The sequence below is a fragment of the Flavobacterium tructae genome (genome assembly GCF_002217475.1).
Taxonomy (GTDB): domain Bacteria; phylum Bacteroidota; class Bacteroidia; order Flavobacteriales; family Flavobacteriaceae; genus Flavobacterium; species Flavobacterium tructae.
Genome location: NZ_MUHH01000059.1, coordinates 1 through 19,345 on the forward strand (window position 1 = coordinate 1; position 19,345 = coordinate 19,345).

General features: G+C 36.2%; 17 protein-coding genes. 12 read left to right on the forward strand and 5 right to left on the reverse strand.

All coding sequences use genetic code 11. The annotated features are described in order from the left end of the window. Nucleotides 1–675: 675 nt before the first annotated feature. Nucleotides 676–1,842 carry an MFS transporter gene (locus B0A80_RS19400; RefSeq protein ID WP_070907955.1) on the reverse strand — a complete coding sequence of 389 codons (1,167 nt, stop codon included), beginning with the start codon at nt 1,840–1,842 and terminating at the stop codon, nt 676–678. A 102-nt stretch (nt 1,843–1,944) separates the two neighbouring features. On the opposite strand from B0A80_RS19400, the gene B0A80_RS19405 reads away from it, so the two are divergent. The 6 genes from B0A80_RS19405 to B0A80_RS19435 all read left to right on the forward strand — a co-directional run bounded on the left by B0A80_RS19405 (nt 1,945) and on the right by B0A80_RS19435 (nt 7,576). Further along, nucleotides 1,945–2,778: an AraC family transcriptional regulator gene (locus tag B0A80_RS19405; protein WP_070907749.1), complete on the forward strand. Its 834-nt coding sequence runs from the start codon at nt 1,945–1,947 to the stop codon at nt 2,776–2,778. 67 nt (nt 2,779–2,845) lie between these two features. Then, nucleotides 2,846–3,232 carry a hypothetical protein gene (locus B0A80_RS19410; protein ID WP_233430788.1) on the forward strand — a complete coding sequence of 129 codons (387 nt, stop codon included), beginning with the start codon at nt 2,846–2,848 and terminating at the stop codon, nt 3,230–3,232. A gap of 166 nt (nt 3,233–3,398) precedes the next feature. After that, entirely contained in the window at nt 3,399–3,929 is a 531-nt protein-coding gene (locus B0A80_RS19415) for a DUF3347 domain-containing protein (protein ID WP_089078370.1), read from the forward strand. Between the two features lie 44 nt (nt 3,930–3,973). Further along, nucleotides 3,974–4,483 carry a helix-turn-helix domain-containing protein gene (locus B0A80_RS19420; protein ID WP_208861500.1) on the forward strand — a complete coding sequence of 170 codons (510 nt, stop codon included), beginning with the start codon at nt 3,974–3,976 and terminating at the stop codon, nt 4,481–4,483. A gap of 477 nt (nt 4,484–4,960) precedes the next feature. Then, nucleotides 4,961–7,198 carry a multicopper oxidase family protein gene (locus tag B0A80_RS19430; protein ID WP_089078377.1) on the forward strand — a complete coding sequence of 746 codons (2,238 nt, stop codon included), beginning with the start codon at nt 4,961–4,963 and terminating at the stop codon, nt 7,196–7,198. A gap of 198 nt (nt 7,199–7,396) precedes the next feature. Then, complete coding sequence (locus tag B0A80_RS19435; RefSeq protein ID WP_089078373.1) at nt 7,397–7,576, forward strand: hypothetical protein; 180 nt, start codon at nt 7,397–7,399, stop codon at nt 7,574–7,576. Between the two features lie 296 nt (nt 7,577–7,872). On the opposite strand, the gene B0A80_RS19440 is transcribed toward B0A80_RS19435, so the two are convergent. Then, nucleotides 7,873–8,325 (reverse strand): DUF4442 domain-containing protein, encoded by a 453-nt coding sequence (locus B0A80_RS19440; protein ID WP_070907755.1) that lies wholly within the window; start codon nt 8,323–8,325, stop codon nt 7,873–7,875. Between the two features lie 231 nt (nt 8,326–8,556). On the opposite strand from B0A80_RS19440, the gene B0A80_RS19445 reads away from it, so the two are divergent. From B0A80_RS19445 to B0A80_RS19465, 5 genes are all read left to right on the forward strand, one after another. After that, nucleotides 8,557–9,036, forward strand: a complete 480-nt coding sequence (locus tag B0A80_RS19445; RefSeq protein WP_083342557.1) for a DUF4870 domain-containing protein — start codon at nt 8,557–8,559, stop codon at nt 9,034–9,036. 177 nt (nt 9,037–9,213) lie between these two features. Continuing rightward, nucleotides 9,214–9,546, forward strand: coding sequence for a PadR family transcriptional regulator (locus B0A80_RS19450; RefSeq protein ID WP_017498072.1), 333 nt, complete (start codon nt 9,214–9,216; stop codon nt 9,544–9,546). A 3-nt stretch (nt 9,547–9,549) separates the two neighbouring features. Continuing rightward, nucleotides 9,550–11,283, forward strand: a complete 1,734-nt coding sequence (locus B0A80_RS19455; RefSeq protein ID WP_070907756.1) for a PspC domain-containing protein — start codon at nt 9,550–9,552, stop codon at nt 11,281–11,283. 3 nt (nt 11,284–11,286) lie between these two features. After that, the gene (locus B0A80_RS19460; RefSeq protein ID WP_017498070.1) at nt 11,287–12,021 is read left to right on the forward strand and encodes a head GIN domain-containing protein; all 735 of its coding nucleotides are present in this window, start codon (nt 11,287–11,289) and stop codon (nt 12,019–12,021) included. An 86-nt stretch (nt 12,022–12,107) separates the two neighbouring features. Then, nucleotides 12,108–12,977, forward strand: coding sequence for a GIN domain-containing protein (locus tag B0A80_RS19465; RefSeq protein WP_089078374.1), 870 nt, complete (start codon nt 12,108–12,110; stop codon nt 12,975–12,977). Between the two features lie 366 nt (nt 12,978–13,343). Here B0A80_RS19465 and trxB read toward each other — a convergent pair whose 3' ends face one another. Further along, nucleotides 13,344–14,291, reverse strand: coding sequence for a thioredoxin-disulfide reductase (trxB, locus tag B0A80_RS19470; protein WP_017494826.1), 948 nt, complete (start codon nt 14,289–14,291; stop codon nt 13,344–13,346). Nucleotides 14,292–14,617: 326 nt separating this feature from the next. Between trxB and B0A80_RS19475 the strand changes: the two genes are divergently transcribed. Beyond that, on the forward strand, nt 14,618–16,507 hold the full coding sequence (locus tag B0A80_RS19475) for a carboxylesterase family protein (RefSeq protein ID WP_089078375.1): 1,890 nt from the start codon (nt 14,618–14,620) through the stop codon (nt 16,505–16,507). A 65-nt stretch (nt 16,508–16,572) separates the two neighbouring features. On the opposite strand, the gene B0A80_RS19480 is transcribed toward B0A80_RS19475, so the two are convergent. Together B0A80_RS19480 and B0A80_RS19485 are read right to left on the reverse strand one after the other, a co-directional pair. Then, nucleotides 16,573–17,514 carry a pentapeptide repeat-containing protein gene (locus B0A80_RS19480; RefSeq protein WP_089078376.1) on the reverse strand — a complete coding sequence of 314 codons (942 nt, stop codon included), beginning with the start codon at nt 17,512–17,514 and terminating at the stop codon, nt 16,573–16,575. A gap of 413 nt (nt 17,515–17,927) precedes the next feature. Next, nucleotides 17,928–19,345, reverse strand: a 1,418-nt coding sequence (locus B0A80_RS19485; RefSeq protein ID WP_124020595.1) for a cadherin-like beta sandwich domain-containing protein, incomplete at its 5' end; no start/stop codon positions are given.

Here is a 19,345-nt window from a genome sequence, read left to right on the forward strand (position 1 = left end):
GTTCCCTCTTTTTTTAACTGATTATCAAAGCCTCACTTCTAAGACAACAGTTTCTTTTTTGAGTTGTTTTTTGACCTTCCAAATAAGGTCTTTTTTTTAGCCTTAAAAAATTTGTAATCGATTACACAAAATTAAATATTTTTTTGAGATAAAAAATTAAAAGTCATAAAAATTTCCCAAAATAAATGACATACCAAAAATAAAACCGTCTTTTTATATCACAAATGCAATTTAAGTTCAATATAAATAGTAAATATATTTTTATTTTTTTAGTGGACTACGGTAGTTTTACAAAAAAAACAATCGATTACAAGAAAACTCTTTGCGATATTATCAACTTCTTTTTCCAGCTTTTTTTAATTGTTGTTTTTTCAAAAAAAATAACAAAAAACAGTATTCCTGTCACAAAAAATATCGCGTACGAAGTCAAGCTACCACTATAAAGACACCATATTCTTACTAAAAAGAAAAACAACATACTACAACCCTGCTTAGGAGGAATCAAAAAACAATAAAAGACAAAAAAAAGAGTCTTTGAACCTGATAAGTTCAAAGACTCTTTTTTTAATATAATTTGCAAACCTTAACGTTAGCTAACTTTTTACTGCTTACGCTTCTCTCGCATCGTCTAAATCTAACTAACAACAATAGCTCTCAAAGATTACAACAAAATCTTTACGCTTTTTGCAACTGCAAATTCCCTTTATGTTTCTGCATTAAAGCAAAAGTAATTACCATTCCGCTTAACGCCATAACCAAACCGATTAAATTTGGCGAAGCATAACTGTACCCTGCAGACAATGGCAAACCTCCCAAAAAGGCTCCCAACGCATTTCCGATATTAAAACTACCCTGCAGCGCTGCTGAAGCAATCATCTCAGCATCTTTAGCAGTTTTAATCATTAACATCTGAATTGGAGCAATCACTGAAAAAGAAACAGCACCCGTTAAAAAAGTCAGAAATAAAGATACATATTGATTGAAGGAGAAAAAGTACACCATAATTAAATCAATTGCCATAACAAAAAGCAGCGCCAGTACAGTAGGTGCCGGAGAATATTTATCAGCCAGTTTACCTCCGGCAAAATTGCCAACCAGCATTCCTAAACCAGCCAAAATCAAAATATAAGACACATCCTCTGGCGCAAACTTTGAAACATTTGTCATTAGAGGTGCGATATAACTAATCCATGCAAAAAGACCTCCGAATCCAATGGCTGTAATTCCAATAATTAGCCAGGCTTCTGTTTTCTTAAAGAACAATAACTGGGTTTTCATATTGACCGTTCCGCTCTTTTCCAGATTTGGCATCCATAACGAAATAAATAAAAACGTTAGCAGACCAACAGCGGCAATTAAAACAAAAGTATAACGCCAGATAAAGTTATGTCCTATATAAGTACCAATAGGCACACCTATTAAATTCGCCAGTGTCAAACCCGAAAACATAATGGCGATCGCCTGAGCTTCTTTGCCCTTATCGGCCAAACGGCTCGCTACCACAGCACCAACTCCAAAAAAAGCTCCGTGCGGTAATCCCGAAAGAAATCTTGAAGCGAATAGAAAATTATAGTCAGGGGCAATAATCGAAAGAGCATTAAATACCGTCAGCATCAAAGCCAAAATTAAAAGCATTTTTTTGGGTGCAAAATTTCTTCCCAGAATTACCAGTAAAGGCGCGCCAATGACAACACCAAGTGCGTAAGCAGAGATTAAATATCCGGCAACCGGAATCGAAACTTTCATATCTGAAGCAATATCAGGCAGCAAACCCATCATGACAAATTCGGTAATTCCGATAGTCAAACCTCCTAATGAGAGTGCAATAAGACTTTTTTTCATTTGTTTGTAATAGAAAGGAATAGAATTTCTATGCTGCAAATTTAACACTGTTAAGCGGGAAATAAATTGTACATTTACGACATAAACTTGTAAATTTAAGTTATGCCTAAATTCAATCAATTTGAAAAGCTTGTCATTCATGAGTTCGAAGATGACGTATTTCCCCATGTTCCGCACACTCATACCTATTATGAGATTATTTACATCAAAAAAGGCAACGGAATTCATCATCTTAACCACAACTTATTGCCTTATAAATCTGGTGATCTCTTTGTGATTTCTCCGGAAGATGAGCATTATTTCGATATTAAAAAAAGAACGCGTTTTGTTTACATCAAGTTTACTGACAACTATTTTGATTCAAACAGGAATCTTTTTTGTGATGATTTACTGCTGAATACTCCGGAGGATTTTATGCGAAACAAGTTGCTTAAGGAAACCATTTTAAAATTAGACGATCCTTGCAAAACCATTTTAAAAAATACGATCGAAAACATTACCGCCTACAATTGTAAGACGGATGTCTCGAGCTCTCCAATTGTTTTTTATCAGATTCTTTCCATTTTTGGGTTGATTAAAGAAACCATCCGCTGCATGAATCTGCAATTGAAATCGACTCCTATTGACAACGAACAAATCGCAACCTATATTCATCAAAACATTTACAACCCGAAATTGGTCCAGATTAAAGTTATTGCTGATCACTTTAATATTGCCCAAACTTATTTCAGTGCTTACTTTAAAAGAACTTTTGCCATAAGCTATCGTGAGTACATCCACAATCTGAGAACTACTTTAATCGAAAAGCGAATTCACAACAATCAGCTGCCCATTAAACAAATTGCTCATGAATTTGGTTTTACCGATGAAAGCCACCTTTCCAATTACTTTAAAAAAAGGAAAAACATGAAACCTACCGATTATAAAAAACTGTGAGTATTGAATTTCAAAAAACTCAAGAGTAAAAAAAAATACCTAAATTTGTAATTCTAAAACATTTTCGTTGACAGGAAAAATTTACATAGTGTTTCTAATCATGACCTTTGGCTTCTTACTGATGCCAAGTGAAGGTTATGCCTGCGGAAAAACGAATGCGAAAAGTTCCTGCGAAAAGAAAGCGGTTTCAAAACACGAGACGGCTGATACTTCTCAAAAAAACTGTTGCAAAAAAGACAACGGTTCAAAAAATGATGAGCACGGCTGCAATCGAAAATGTGATCATTCGGGCTGTACCCCATCGGGGCTTCAATTCAGCTTAATGACAAAGAATGAATTTGAATTTGAAAAAAATCTGTTCAATTTCTCTCCGGAGAAAACAATACCTTACTACAAAAACATCAGTATTTCTGATGGTTTTACTTCTATTTGGTCACCCCCAAAAATAAAATAATTGTATTTCTGACAGCCAAAGTTACGTTTTGTAACGAAGCTTTTATTTTTCATAAAAAAAAGTAACACACTGTGCATCAGATTATTTATGAGACTATAATTAATAATAATCAATCTTAAATTATTTAACTTAGAGGGAATTTAACACTCTAATAAAATCAGATACAATGAAAAAATCAATTTTAACCATAGTAATAGTAATCTTAGTCGCTTTTTCTGCTAATATTATTCTGGCCACTTCCATAAAAAGAGAAACTACAACAATAGAAGTTGCCGATTCAAACCAGTTACAAACCGTTTATGATGCTTATTTTACGGTAAAAGATGCCTTAATTAAAAGCGATGCCAAACTCACTTCGGCAAAAGCCAAAGATTTACTGGATGCCATCACAGCTATAAAAATGGACCAATTAAAGGGTGACGAACACAACGCCTGGATGAAAGTCATGAAAAAAATAACCGCTGACGCTAAAAGTATTTCGGCTACCACAGATCTTAAAAAACAGCGCGAAACTTTCAAATCGCTCTCCAAAAACACTTACGAACTTATTAAAGTGTCAAAATCGGATCAGGCCGTATACAAACAACACTGCCCGATGGTCGATGCCGACTGGCTGAGCAAAGAAAAGACGATTAAAAATCCTTATTACGGTTCGTCAATGTTAACTTGCGGAAGTGTGGTAGAAACGATCAAGTAAATATGACACTCTGCATCAAAAACATGGTGTGCAGACGATGTATAATGGTTGTGGAGTCTGAGTTTAAAAAACTCGGACTCCATCCAATTTCTGTTGCATTAGGTGAAGTCAAACTACAGGACTCTATTTCCAAAAGTCAAAAGGAAGTGCTGCTCAAAAGTTTGCGGGCCTTGGGCTTTGATTTTATTGATGACAAAAAAAGCAAGACGGTGGAGAGGATAAAAAAAAGCATCGCTGATCTGATTCATTCTAAAAACAACGACCACAAAGTCAACTTGTCTGATCACTTAATTAAAAACCTCAGCCAGGATTACAGCACGCTAAGCAATTTATTCTCAGAGATTGAAAACACAACTATTGAAAAATACTTTATCAGCCAAAAAATAGAAAAAGTAAAGGAGCTTCTCCTTTATAATGAACTGTCGTTAGGTCAGATTGCGGATGCTCTAAACTATAGTAATGTAGCACATTTGAGCAATCAATTTAAGAAAATCACAGGCTTTACTCCTACCGGTTTTAAACAATTGAAGGATAAAAACCGCATTGAGATTTAGAATTTGTAATCCATTTTCATTTATTCTAACCCGTAACTAAAAGAATTTGAAAGAATTTGTTTCTCGCAGATTCTGCAGATTGAGCAGATTTACATTTTAAAAATTTACTCCTAAATAATCTGTAAGATCTGTTCAAAATCTTTTAAAATCTGCATGACAAAAAAATTACGGCCCCTATAAATGATTACGCCCTTTACATAAGCCCTTGCGAGCTTTGTGACTGGGTATTTTTTAAAATCTTACAAATCATTCTCAAAATTGTACAACCCCCAAGTAAGCTTTACTTCGGAAATTTGCATTGTAATACTTAAAACATTGAAAAAATGACATTTACAGCCCGAGGAAAAAATTACGACAATGGAACCTGAACCAAAATGGAGATCGAAAGTACCCAAATAACGCAGGTAAAAATCTAGTTCGGTTTTAGTAATGGTAAACACTTTACGATTACGAAATCCAAACCTTAAAAAAATCAATATGAAATTACAGACTATTATACTCCTCTTTTTAATCACTTTTAGTACAAAAGCGCAAAAAGTGGTTCGTTACGATCTGCATGTTCGGGACACTATCGTGAATTTTTCCGGAAAAGAAAAAAGAGCTCTTACGGTCAACGGACAAATTCCGATGCCCACTCTGACTTTTACGGAAGGAGATATAGCAGAAATTTACGTCCACAACGACTTAAAAAAAGAAAACACCGCACTACACTGGCACGGATTGTTTCTACCGAATAAGGAAGACGGTGTTCCTTATTTGACCCAAATGCCCATAAAACCGGGAACAACGCACAAATACAGTTTTCCTATTATTCAAAATGGAACGTATTGGTACCACAGCCACTCCGGGTTACAGGAACAAATTGGTTTGTACGGTCTTTTTATCATCAATAAAAAGAAAGACGATCCCACTATTAGAAAAGGAATCGATGATTTACCGACAATTCCCGTTATTCTAAGCGAATGGACGGATCTGAAACCGGAAAATGTACAGCGAATGCTGCACAATGCTGACGATTGGTTCGCCATAAAAAAAGGAACGACACAAAGTTATGCCGAGGCCATTAAACAAGGTCACTTTGCAACAAAGGTAACCAACGAATGGAAACGTATGAATGCCATGGACGTTAGTGATATTTATTACGAAAAGTTTCTGATCAACGGTAAAAACGAACAACAGCTTTCACAATTTAAAGCAGGCGATAAAGTAAGACTGAGAATTGCAAACGGAGGCGCTTCTAGTTATTTCTGGCTAACCTACGGCGGTGGAAAAATAACTGTTGTAGCGAGTGACGGAAATGATGTTGAGCCCGTAGAAGTCGACCGTTTGATTATATCGGTTTCGGAAACCTATGATGTGGTGGTCACTATTCCTGAAGATAAAAAATCCTTTGCATTTTTGGCTACAGCCGAAGACAGAACCGGATCAGCTTCATTATTTTTAGGAGCAGGAACGAAACAGTCTGTCAACCATCTTCCGAAATTAAAATATTTCGAAGGAATGAAAATGATGAATGATATGATGAAAATGAACGGTGACATGAACGATATGGGCATGCAAATGTCGCTGAACAAAATGGATATGAATGCCGTTATGTATCCTGAGATTACCGGAGGTGGCGAGCCTATGAAAATGGAAGATCACTCCAATCACAACATGGAAGGCATGAACATGGCTACAGACACAACTGAAGTTGCCGGAATTACTACTCTGAATTACGGAATGCTGAAATCACCAACCATAACAACGCTGCCTAAAGATGCACCGGTAAAAGAACTACGCTTTGAGCTGTCCGGAAATATGAACCGTTATGTTTGGAGTTTAGACAATAAAGTTATTTCTGAAACCGACAAAATCCTGATCAAAAAAGGCGAAAATGTCCGAATCGTATTGTACAACGGATCAATGATGCGTCACCCTATGCATTTACACGGACATGATTTTAGAATTTTGAACGAACATGGCGATTACTCTCCGTTAAAAAATGTGATTGACATTATGCCGATGGAAACCGATACCATCGAATTTCAGGCCAATGCCGAAGGAGACTGGTTTTTTCATTGTCACATCCTGTACCACATGATGGCCGGAATGGGACGTATTTTTACTTATGAGAATCAGGCACCCAATCCACTAATTCACGATAAAAAAATGGCCGATAAGATGCTGAAGATGGACGATCGTATGTTTCATTTTAGAGCCGAAAATGACTTTGCCTCTAATGGAAATGACGGAGAAGCGCTTTTAAGCAGTACGCGTTGGAGTATTGGTACCGAATGGAGATTAGGCTATAACAACAAAAACGGTTTCGAAACAGAGACACATATTGGCCGTTACATAGGCAAAATGCAATGGTTTATGCCTTTCATCGGTTTTGATTGGCGTTACAGAAAAATGGGAATTGACGAACAAGAACAAAATATGTTCGGACAAAAGAATACCAAAGACCATCGTTCGGTTCTAAGCGCGGGTATTGAGTATACCTTGCCTATGCTGGTAAAGGCACAAGTTGAGGTTTTCACTGATGGAAATGTCCGAATTCAGTTTGAACGAAAAGATATTCCCCTTGCCAGACATCTGCGCATGAATTTGATGTGGAATACAGACAAAGAGTATATGGCCGGTTTGAAATACATCGTTGGACGAAACTTTGGAATCACAACGCATTATGACAGTGATATGGGAGTTGGTTTTGGAGTAAATCTGAATTATTAAACAGATCAGCGTATTTACTTTTATCCAAATTTATAGCATTAAAGCGCTATAATAACTTTCTCTTTATGCCCCGTTTTAAAATGAATTATTACAAAAACATTAACTAAACCGTAAGAGTTAACTTTAGAAAGTCTTTCTATATTTGAATTTCTATCTTCAATTAAAAAACAAAATCGTAAAACCTTAAATTAAACAAAAATGAAAAACTTATTTACCGTTTTAGCAATCGCTTTATTTACAATTGGTATTCAGGCGCAAGACACGAAGCCTGCTCCTAAAAAAGAAAAAGAGAAAAAAGAATCCTGCTGTAAAAAAACAGATACTGCAAAAAAAGACGATACAAAAAAAGATAAAAAATCATGTTGCGTTAAAAAATAAACGAAACCTGTTTCAACAAAAAGACCTCAATTACTTGAGGTCTTTTTTTATTTCTTAGCACGACCCAACCAAAGGGAACGGACGAAGCAATCGATACAAACTAAATCAGATATTCAGCATTTGGCTTTAAATTTTATACTAATTCGGGACAAAAATGCTTGTTTTTACTTCCCTTAACAAAGTTCGAAACTTTATTAAAGGTTATTAATGTAAACTCCAGATACCTGAGCATTTAGCAAAAAATAGTCCGTGAAATCACTTCGTCCGTTCCCTTAGGCCGGATCCTGATGAAAAAACTATTTAATACGAACGCTCCACTCAAAGTCCATTTCTGAAACCTGAGTACCACTTTCGTCTGTTCCAATTGATTTCATCCAGAAGGTTTGTCCTTCACCGGTTTTGATGGTCTCTTTTATTGCATCGGCGATTAAGTGTCCGTCATTACAAACAAATGTTATCCTTCCTGTCGCCTTTTTGGTAAAGTTCCCTTTATTATTTGCGACTAACATCGAAATCTTTTTTCCGCTTTGTTGAATCTGAGAGATTACCAATGCTCCGGTAGTTAACTCTGCTGCCATTGCCTGAACGGCAAAATACATCGAATTGAACGGATTTTGATTGATCCATCGGTGCTTAACGCTTACGACACATCTGTCTTTGTCGATTGCCTTTACACGCACGCCACAAATGTAGGCTGACGGCAGTTTGAATAATACAAATTTATTGAGTTTGGAAACGGATAATGCCATGGTATTTATTTTTTTATGTAAAAATACAAAAAAACTATGCGCGCACAATAAATTTAAAATACTTTCAAGGACTACCAATAAACTCAGGCACTCCGAATGATTTTCAGCGTTTTATAGGCATTCAAACAATTTTAAACTTGTTAATATTTTGTTAATATTTGGTACTATGTAAAACAAGATACTGTCTTTTAGATATATATTTGCATAAGAAATTACTATATACTTTTAATCATGGAAACAACAACACCACTCATCATGGAAACTTCATCAGAAAAGAACACTGCGACGTTCACACACTTAAGCACTTTAAGTCAGTACATCATTCCATTTGGGAATTACATTTTCCCGATATTAATCTGGACGAGTTACAAAGACAAATCAGAATTTGTAAACCATCACGGAAAACAGACTTTAAATTTTCAACTAAGTCTTTTGCTTTACACTCTGGTTTTGGCCTTAATTGCAATCCCGATTTTCATCACTGTAGTCTTGCAAAACATTCCGATTGAAGCTTTAATGTATGATGACAATTATGTTATTCGCAATTTCAACTTCGAGGGTAACATTGGTTTGCTGACTATTGGAGCCACAGCAGTAGTGCTTTTTGGATTGTTAAAATTTGTTGAATTCTTTTTAGTGATTTACGCTTCGATAAAAGCATCAAACGGAGAATTATACAAATATCCAATTACGATTCCTTTTATTAAGTAGGCCACGACTTCGCTCAGCCTCACATAAAAATTAAAAGTTATAGGTTAAAAAGGGTTTAACCCCTTAAAAAAATCAATCATCAATCACCCGAGCCGGAAGGGCAAACCGGCATCTCAATCATCAATCATCATCAATCAAAAAACGAATTGTTCAATCAAAAAAAAACAAAATGAAATTATGAACATTGAAAACACAAAAGCACAGATGCGCAAAGGTGTTCTTGAGTTTTGCATCCTATCTGTATTAAAAGAAAAAGATGCTTACACATCAGAAATATTAGACACTTTAAAAAACGCAAAATTACTAGTTGTTGAGGGAACAGTTTACCCACTTTTGACTAGGCTGAAAAACGACGGTTTGCTTAATTATCGATGGGAAGAATCTACGTCTGGACCACCAAGGAAATATTATGGATTAACCGAAATAGGACAAACATTTTTAAACGAACTTAGCGGTACCTGGACAGAATTGTCTGACGCCGTAAAACTAATCACCAATCAAAATCAATAAGTCATGAACAAAACAGTAAATATTAACTTAGGCGGTATGGTTTTTCACATCGATGAAGATGCATATCTAAAACTGACACGCTATTTTGACGCCATAAAACGATCTCTTACCAACTCGTCCGGACAGGATGAAATCATCAAAGATATCGAAATGCGTATCTCAGAATTATTAATTGAGAAACAAAAAAGCGATAAACATGTTGTAGGACTGAAAGATGTTGATGAGGTGATTGCCGTTATGGGGCAGCCTGAAGACTATATTCTGGAAGATGAAGAAAAAACAAGTCAGTCTTTTAATGATTACGGAACAAGAAAACACAAAAAATTATACCGTGATAAAGAAAAAGGAATGATTGGTGGTGTAGCAACCGGTTTAGGGCATTATTTTGGAATTGACGCTGTTTGGATCAAAATTATCTTCTTAATATTTGTTTTCGCAGGTTTTGGAACCGGAATCTTAGCTTACTTCGTTCTTTGGATTGTTACTCCTGAGGCCGTTACCACTTCGGAGAAACTGGAAATGACTGGTGAACCGGTAACGATCTCAAACATTGAGAAAAAAGTTCGTGAAGAAATTGAAAACTTATCTGATAAATTTAAAAATGCCAATTATGATGCGATGGGAAACCAGGTAAAGTCAGGAGCTGAGAGAATAAGTAGTTCATTTGGAGACTTTATCATGACGATTTTCAAAATATTCGCTAAATTTTTAGGAGTCATTTTAATCATATCCGGAATCAGTACTTTGATTATGTTATTGATTGGAGTTTTTACTTTAGGAACTAATGTTTTTGTTGATTTTCCATGGCAAAACTTTGTAGATGCCGGAAACTTTACAGATTATCCGCTTTGGTCATTTGGTTTATTAATGTTTTTTGCTGTTGGAATTCCATTTTTCTTTTTGACACTTTTAGGTTTCAAATTGTTATCTCCAAACCTGAAGTCCATTGGAAACATTACCAAATATACTTTATTAGCCATTTGGATTATTGCAGTTGCTATCGCGATCAGCATCGGAATCAAACAAGCGACAGAGCTTTCATACGACAACAAGATGGTCGAGAAAAAATCAATCAACATTACTCCAAAAGATACTCTTTTCGTAAAATTCAGATACAATGATTACTATGCGAAAGATCTGGACCACCGTAGTGATTTTGAATTTGTACAAGACTCTGCCAACAATCAGTTAATCTATTCTAACGATGTTCGCTTACATGTTTTACCTACAGATGAAGCTACTCCTTACATTCAAATTGAAAAAACAGCCAGAGGAAACTCGTTTATCAATGCCAAACAAAGAGCAGAAAAAATCAACTACAAGTTTGAGCTTAACGGAAATCGCTTAATTTTGGATAATTATTTTCTTACAGATGTAAAAAACAAATTCAGAGGACAGGAAGTAGATGTATATTTATACTTACCTGAAGGGCAATTATTCAAGCCGGATTCATCTGTACAAGATTATGACGATTCTGACAATGATTTTTTCAACTTACACTTTAGCGGTAACTACAATTACAAAGTACAAGGTTCAAAAATCAAATGCCTTGACTGCCCTGCCGAAGAAAATGAGTATGGAGACGAATATGATGATACGACCGAAAAAAGTTTCATAGAAAACGATACCGTAAATGGAGTTTCCATCGAAGTAAACGGAAAAGAAATTTTAAACGCAAAGAAAACCAAAGGAAAATTAACCACTGATGAAAACGGAGTTGTAATCAAAATTAACTAGGCCATGATAAAAATAATCATTCATATTACAAAATTCATTATTGCAGCAGTTACTGCATTATTGTTTGCCTCTTGTAACCTTAATGTGAATACTATTAAAGGAAGCGGAAATGTTACTACTGAAAAAAGAACCCTATCCGGTAATTTTACAAAAGTGTCGGTTAGCAATGCGATAGATCTTGTTATTATCCAATCTGATTCTACAGAAGTTGTTGTTGAAGCTGACGATAACATACAACAGGAAATCACAACAAAAGTGGAAAATGGAACGCTATACATCAAATGCAAATACAATAGTTTTCAGGATATTGCCACAAAAAGGGTAACCGTAAAAATGCCTGTTATCGATAAATTAGCAGCCTGGAGCGCCGCATCTATTATGAGTAAAGGCCTAATTCAGGGTCAGGATATTAATATTGAAGCTTCAAGTGCTTCAACTGTAGATGTGAATATCGAATCGGATAACATTACTTGTGATTCAGACAGCGGGAGCTCTATCCGTCTGGAAGGAAAAGCATTAAAAATGCAGGCTTCAGCTTCAAGCGGCGGTAGTGTTAGTGCTCGTAAACTATTGGCAAATGAAATTCATGCCGAAGCCTCAAGCGGAGGAGACGTAAATGTTCATCCAATTGTAAACCTTAAAGCCTCAGCCAGCAGCGGAGGAACTGTCAATTATGACATCACTCCAAAAACAATTGAAAAAACTTCAAGTTCAGGAGGAACGATTAGCCAGGGATAAACCTTATTTATCTGTTAAATGTAAAAAAATCATTCATCGAAAGTGGATGATTTTTTTATATTTGTCCAAATCAAATCTTAGAATTAATGAAAAAGAATACGGCCCTTCTTCTATTATTATTGGTTACGACCTTAACTTTTGCCCAGCGAAGAGAAAAAATAAAAGGATCTAAAATTGTAACCACCTCGGTAAAAGAAGTTGGTGAATTTGATGGTATTGAAGCCGATGATAATCTGGAAGTCTACCTGGAACGAGGAGAAAAAAACGAAATTAGAATTGAAGCCGATGACAATCTGCATGAAATCATTGGAACGGATTTAAGAGAAAAAGTACTTCGTCTCTATACTGCCAAAGAAAGTACGATCTTCAAAAAACTGGTTGTTCATGTTATCTATACCGGTTCATTAAAAACCGTAATTGCCAAAAATGAGGCTGTAGTCTATGCCATTCAGGAACTTAAATTAGACGATATCACTTTTCATAGTTTCGATTATGCCAAATTACTGCTCAACGTAAATTCAAAAAAATTCAGTTTGTTTGCAGATGACAGATCCAAAACCGAACTAAACTTAAAATCAGAAGATGCTTCCTTACAGCTAAGCAAAAACGCTTCGATTAAAACATTAGTTTCTTCCATAAAATTTAAATGTGATTTGTACCAAAAAACAACTGCCGCTATTGAAGGTATCGCCGAAAAAGCAACAATCCGTTTAGACAATAACGCTGTTTTTACAGGAATAAAATTTACTTTAAAAGAGGCTAACGTTACCACTGAAGGCTCTTCTGTCGCTACTATTTTAGCGGAAAACAATTTAGCAATCGCAGCCGGCGATAAGTCAGAGATCTCTCTATTTGGAAGCCCAAAAATCGAACTTACCCGTTTTAGCGAAGAAGCAAAACTCATCAAGAAACCAAGTCCTGTAAAAGCGAAGGCAACTACGCCGTTGCAGGGGTAGAGTTTGTGTGGTTTGAAGAAGTTTCAAGTTTCAAGTTTCAAGTTTCAAGTTTCAAGTTTCAGGTTTCAAGTTTCAGGTTTCAGGTTTCAGGTTGGAATGAAGGGAATTGATAAAGCGATGATGAACACCTAGCCTAATCTCGCAAAGATGCAAAGTTTTTACTTTTTAAAATATATCGGGCTGATGAACTGATAAACAAAAACAAAAAGTCCATTCGCAAAAACGAATGGACTTTTTCTATTTTAAGAGTTCCAACAACTTGAAACTTGAAACTTTCAGACTTGAAACTCTCCTTTGCACCTTTGTTCCTTTGCACTTACATTTGCAACTTAGAACCTCAGAACCTTAGCCCCTCAGAACCTTCCCCTACTCTTTTGCCGCAAGATATCTCTCAGCATCCAGAGCAGCCATACATCCTGTACCTGCAGCAGTAATAGCCTGACGGTATACGTGATCGGCAGCATCTCCGGCTACGAAAACACCTTCTACATTTGTTTTAGAAGTTCCCGGAACATTTACAATATAACCGGTTTCATCCAATGTGATGTAATCTGCAAAAATATCTGTATTTGGTTTGTGACCAATGGCAACAAAAAATCCGGTTGCCGGAATGTCGAAAATTTCACCGGTCGTTTTGTTTTTTGCTTTTATAGCGTGTACCACATTATCATCCCCTAAAACTTCAACGGTATCGTGGTTCATTAAAATTTCGATATTTTCAGTTTTACGAACGCGCTCTTCCATAATTTTTGAAGCTCTGAATTTCTCACTTCTTACCAACATCGTTACTTTTTTACAAAGTTTAGAAAGGTAATGTGCTTCTTCACAAGCTGAATCTCCAGCCCCTACAATAACCACTTCCTGATTACGGTAGAAGAATCCATCACAAACAGCACAAGCAGAAACTCCTCCACCCATTTGTAAATAATGCTGCTCTGAAGGCAGTCCTAAATATTTAGCCGAAGCTCCTGTAGAAATAATAACAGTCTCACAGTGTAATTCGATCGTATCGTTAATCCAAACTTTATGAATGTCTCCCGAAAAATCAACTTTTGTAGCCCATCCATCGCGAATATCAGCGCCAAAACGTTTTGCTTGTTCTTGTAATTGAATCATCATTTCCGGTCCGGTAACTCCATCCACATAACCCGGGAAATTTTCTACTTCATTCGTTGTAGTCAATTGTCCCCCTGGTTGCATTCCCTGATATAAAACCGGATTCATATTTGCTCTGGCAGCATAAATAGCAGCAGTGTAACCCGCCGGACCTGAACCAATAATAAGGCATTTAATTTTTTCGATTGTATCTGACATAATATGATTGTATTATTAATTAATGGTCACAAAAATAAGTTTTTATTGTTGGAAAACGGAACAGATTAAATCAGTTTTAACTATTTCTCAATAGAGGCTTTAACCTCCGAAGGGAAATTAAAAATGGAAACGGAATACTCCTGCTTTAAAAAGCCAGCTTCTAATTACAGAAGACTTTTTCCTTTTGACTATATTTGACCTCTAATAGTGCTCATTTTCAAAAACTTAACCATTCCATTTCAACATCTTAACAAACATCAAACCAATCTATTCTATCTTAAATTCTTATAAAACGTACCGTTAATACAAAATTATACCTTCAGGATATGACAACAAAAGAAAAGCTAATATGTCTAGTGCTGTTTATTTTTCAACTGATGCAGGCACAATCTTCGAAATCTGAAGAGATACGCTTTCTGGATTTCACTCCTGTTATTGACGGAAAGCTGGATGACAAGCTGATAAGTCTTCAGAAAAAGGAATTCAACCATTTTTTTCAATTTGACAATCCCGCAGTCACGCCCACTAAAGTAAATTATCTGTTGGGATATACCGCAACACATCTTTATTTGTATATCGAAACTAAAGCAGATAGTATTACTTATCGCGATAGAGGTTTTATCAATGGTGACGGCTTTAAATTACTTCTGGCAAAACGTCAAAATGATTCACTTACAGACGAATACTATGACATTACTTTCTCCCCTTCTAAAGACAAAAAATACTGGGCCCGAAAAAGAATCTGGGACTACAACCGAAACCAAAATCATGGCAAAAAATTAAGCCGTGAAACCCGTTTCGAGGAGATTACTCATAATGGTAAATGCGGTTTTGAGGTATTATTGGCATGGAAAGACGTATACCCTTATCATCCCTGGTTTTCTAACCCATTAGGATATAATCTGTATTTCGCAAAAGCCATACCAAACAACGCTGCAAATGGCTACTCAGTTGTTAAGGATGAAGGAATCTGGGATGAAGAAATTCCAAAAAGGAATTTCATGCCAATCGTTTTTGAAAAACCTAAAAAGGTAAATCAATCCATTATAACAGCTCAACTGGCCAAAAGAAATATTCAGGCTGATGAACCTCTGCAATTAAACCTAATAACAATAGCAAAAACAGCTTTGAATAAAACCATTTACGTTACTATCCAAAATGATTCTTCTAAAATATTTCCTGACAAAAAAATAAAGGTCAGTTTTAAGAACAAACTGAAGCATAAATTAGTCTCCTTTGACTCTCATAATCTAAAATCGGGTCATTATAATTTTCTCATTCGTTCAGCCTCTGATACAATTGCACAATACGATTTTGTCATTTTCCCTAAGTTTAACTTCGACAGCATTCGTTCACAAATTACCAGAAATCCATACCATTTACAGCAAGGTACTGTAAATACCCTGTTGTTTAAAACAAACGAAGTCCAACAGCATTTCAACAATTTGAAATCCTACGAAAACGGAAAAAATGTATTGAAAGAATATCTCCAATTTGAAACGGAATTGAATTCCTTTTTAAAAGGCAGTGATCCTTACAAGGGAATTGCAAAACCTTATCGAAGAGCCTTCCAATCAAAATACGATGCTACTTTTCAACCTTACACTATAAAATTACCACAAGATTACAACCCTGAAAAAAAATACCCTCTACTGGTTTTTCTTCATGGCAGCGGACAAGATGAACAAACCGTCTTAAACCAGGTAAGAAGCGGCGGTAATTTTATTGAGATTGCTCCGTTTGCCAGAGATAGGTATAACTGTTATGATTCTGAAAGTTCTCAAAATGATATTATTGAAGCCATTGAAGATGTACTGCTACATTTTTCAGGTGATAAAAATAAAATCGTTATTGCCGGATTTTCGATGGGTGGTTATGGTGCTTTACGAACCTTTTATCAGCATCCTGAACTTTATAAAGGAGTAGCCGTATTTGCTGGCCATCCCGATTTGGCAAACGAATGGCTGGGTGCAGGACATCCTAATTTTTTGGAGGATCAATTTCTGGTTCCCTTTTTAAAAACTCCTGTTTTTGTTTATCATGGAAAAAAAGATGGAGCTTTACCTGTATCGGTCGCAGAAAAATTAATACAAAAACTAAAATCGAATGGAATTCCTGTCATCGGAAGAATAATTGAAGACAAAACCCACGAATACCCTGACGCAGAAACCAATAAAATCTACTTTGAATGGCTGACTAAAATCACAGAAAAGTAGTCATTGAGATGTACATAAAATCCGTAAAGCTTCAATCAAACTTTACGGATTTTAAAATTTTTAAACTAGATCGTTGTTACCTTCGACAAGTCGACTCCAACACCTTTGAGTGCTGCATAAGTTAATTTGTCCATCACCGCTCCGTCAAAACAAATGGTCTGAAGTGTCTTGTAATATCGGTTTGTCAATGCAAATGTCGGACGGAACGAAACATTTCTAAAAACCGCTCCTTTAAACGAAACTTTATTCAATGCCGCATTAGAAAAGTTCACATCCATAAAAATATGTCCGTCAAGACAAAGCCCCGACAAATCTGAATATTTAAAATCAACTCCATTAAAGATGCAATCTATAAAGGTCATTTTTCGAAGATCAGATCTGGCTAGCTTTACATCAACCAGCTCTGCATCCATAAACTTTACTCCGCTTAACTCTGAAGCACTGAATTCGGTGCGCACGAGAGTCGCCTTGATGAAACTGGCATTGGAAAGATCAAGTGCAGAAAAAGTACAATCTGTCAGGTTCGCTCCTGTAAAATTAGCTTCACGCACATCACTACCCTTAAATACACTGCCGGTTAAATCGGCATTCGAAAAGTCGCTGTCACGCAAATCACTTCCAACAAATCTTCTGTTGACCAGACTAACTCCCGCTAAGTCCGTTTTCGCAAGGGCACTGCCACTAAAATTGATCAATAATGGCCGCTCCGGTCTGTCAGAAGCATCCACTTCTTTAGATCCTTTTTGTTCCTGTACGTTAGTATCATTAATTACCTTAGAAATTGGCGTACTTTCAGAAGATTGAAGATTTTCTGAAAAATAATTAAGATCTACGTTTAAAATTTCTGCAAGTCGGTCTAAAGTAGCAATATCCGGAAAGGATTCTCCACGTTCCCATTTCCCTACTGCCTGCGGACTGATAAATAAAAGTTGAGCAAGTTGCGCCTGAGACATGTTTTGCTCTTTTCGTGCTTTGGCAATCTTGTTGCCGATTTTGTTAGCTTTCATAAATACTATCTTTTGTGATACCGCAAAATTAGTTTGACCTATTCTCTGAAGCCTTAAAAATACCGCTCCTTATAGTTGTAATCACGCTACTTATAGTTGTATTTCGCAACTGAAGGTAGCCGGTAACAAATTTAAAGACTATACCCGCCAAACATGCTGTAATGTTGCAAAAAAGTAAGAAGTAAATAAAGAATATTTTTTTTCCTGATAAAAAGTACAAGACCGTTTGAATATTTTCTACAATAAAACAAAACGGGTAAAAAACAAAAAAGTCTTTTCAGAGGACCGAAAAGACTTTTTTAAGGATGCCAAACCAATTGATTTTACCTCGTGCAAATATACAACCCAATACGGAATTTAGAATTCGACACCTGGTTCCCTTACAAAACAGAGCTCAAAAAACAAACTCAATCTTATTCTACAATAAGTTTCTCGGTTGATTCAGCTCCATCCTGATTTACTTTCAGGATATAAACACCTTTTTGCAAACCTTCAATAAACACTTCTCTGTTTGTAGTCGAAACAGAAAAAACCATTTTACCCGACATGTCAAATATTTTTACATCCTTTAAGGCAGTTAGCTTAGTTTGCAGGTATAACTTCCCTTGTGGTACAGGATTTGGATAAACCGCAAAACCTTCAATTTTATTATCAACCACTCCTAAACTACTTTTTTCGACTGTTATGATATAGTTTTTTACCGTGCCATCCTGGGCTGTTACTTCAATAGTAATCATTGTGCTGGCTCCGGTAGCTAAACTTATTTCCTGAGAAGGATTTCCACTGGTCACCGCTACCCCATTTACTTTTATCGTTGCACGATTATCAGTAGTAATTGGCGTTATTTTTATACTGCCAGCTCCGCTAGACACTTTGGCCGTATAAGCTGTCGTTTCGGAAGAGAAAAGTGTAGTAAGCACTCCGGCACTCAGATTTAAATTACTTAAAGTAGCGACATTACTTAACGTAGTAACTGCTGCGGGATTACCGGTGCTTGTTGTTGTTAAATAGGAAGGATAATAAGAACTTCCTGTATACTCCATGATCACGACCTGATAGGTTGTTCCAGGGGTTAATCCAGTGACTATTATCTTGTTATCAACATTGATATGAGTAATAACATACCAACCTGTTGTTCCTATCTGATCTCCCAAACCAAAAGCAGGGTTACCCTGATAACTACCATTTCTCAATTCAGAAACAGGATTAGGGTTCGGAACAGAATCAGCATTGGTACCCGCCCGCATAAATACGGTTCTTGACCCTCCATTCCCATTTGTCCAGTTCAATGTAGTGCCCGTTGATGTCGTATTGGTGAAAGTAAGCCCCGTGGTCTGAATCGTCGGTTGTGGCAAAAGTCTAAAAACTCTAATCCTATATATTTTTACAGTACCATCCTGAGCTGTGACCTCTACTGTAATAAGATTAGAATTAGCATAAAGACTACCTACTTCCAGATTACCAATCACTTGCGAAGGTGTTCCACTAGCCACTGCTATCCCATTTATTTTTATCTTCGCATTAGCATCAGAAGCCACCGGCGTTACTGTTATACTACTGACTTCGTTAGGAACTCTGGCATAGTAATCAGTGGTTTCTGATTGAAAAACAGTAGTCAGTGCTCCGGCACTCAGATTTAAATTACTTAAAGTAGCCACATTACTCAACGTAGTAATTGCTGCGGGATTACCGGTGCTTGTTGTTGTTAAATAGGAAGGATATCCAGGGTTGCCATTAAACTCCATCACGATTGCCTGATAAGTCTTTCCGGGAGTCAAACCGGTTATCACTGTCTTATTATCGATATTAATCTTAACAATGGTATACCAGC

What these genes read in the sequence shown, in the direction of transcription:
- B0A80_RS19455 (WP_070907756.1), top strand. Translation starts at nt 9,550, where the DNA reads ATGAACAAAACAGTAAATATTAACTTAGGCGGTATGGTTTTTCACATC.
- B0A80_RS19415 (WP_089078370.1), top strand. Translation starts at nt 3,399, where the DNA reads ATGAAAAAATCAATTTTAACCATAGTAATAGTAATCTTAGTCGCTTTT.
- B0A80_RS19460 (WP_017498070.1), top strand. Translation starts at nt 11,287, where the DNA reads ATGATAAAAATAATCATTCATATTACAAAATTCATTATTGCAGCAGTT.
- B0A80_RS19445 (WP_083342557.1), top strand. Translation starts at nt 8,557, where the DNA reads ATGGAAACAACAACACCACTCATCATGGAAACTTCATCAGAAAAGAAC.
- B0A80_RS19405 (WP_070907749.1), top strand. Translation starts at nt 1,945, where the DNA reads ATGCCTAAATTCAATCAATTTGAAAAGCTTGTCATTCATGAGTTCGAA.
- B0A80_RS19400 (WP_070907955.1), bottom strand. Translation starts at nt 1,842, where the DNA reads ATGAAAAAAAGTCTTATTGCACTCTCATTAGGAGGTTTGACTATCGGA.
- B0A80_RS19480 (WP_089078376.1), bottom strand. Translation starts at nt 17,514, where the DNA reads ATGAAAGCTAACAAAATCGGCAACAAGATTGCCAAAGCACGAAAAGAG.
- B0A80_RS19465 (WP_089078374.1), top strand. Translation starts at nt 12,108, where the DNA reads ATGAAAAAGAATACGGCCCTTCTTCTATTATTATTGGTTACGACCTTA.
- B0A80_RS19450 (WP_017498072.1), top strand. Translation starts at nt 9,214, where the DNA reads ATGAACATTGAAAACACAAAAGCACAGATGCGCAAAGGTGTTCTTGAG.
- B0A80_RS19435 (WP_089078373.1), top strand. Translation starts at nt 7,397, where the DNA reads ATGAAAAACTTATTTACCGTTTTAGCAATCGCTTTATTTACAATTGGT.
- trxB (WP_017494826.1), bottom strand. Translation starts at nt 14,291, where the DNA reads ATGTCAGATACAATCGAAAAAATTAAATGCCTTATTATTGGTTCAGGT.
- B0A80_RS19430 (WP_089078377.1), top strand. Translation starts at nt 4,961, where the DNA reads ATGAAATTACAGACTATTATACTCCTCTTTTTAATCACTTTTAGTACA.
- B0A80_RS19420 (WP_208861500.1), top strand. Translation starts at nt 3,974, where the DNA reads ATGGTTGTGGAGTCTGAGTTTAAAAAACTCGGACTCCATCCAATTTCT.
- B0A80_RS19475 (WP_089078375.1), top strand. Translation starts at nt 14,618, where the DNA reads ATGACAACAAAAGAAAAGCTAATATGTCTAGTGCTGTTTATTTTTCAA.
- B0A80_RS19440 (WP_070907755.1), bottom strand. Translation starts at nt 8,325, where the DNA reads ATGGCATTATCCGTTTCCAAACTCAATAAATTTGTATTATTCAAACTG.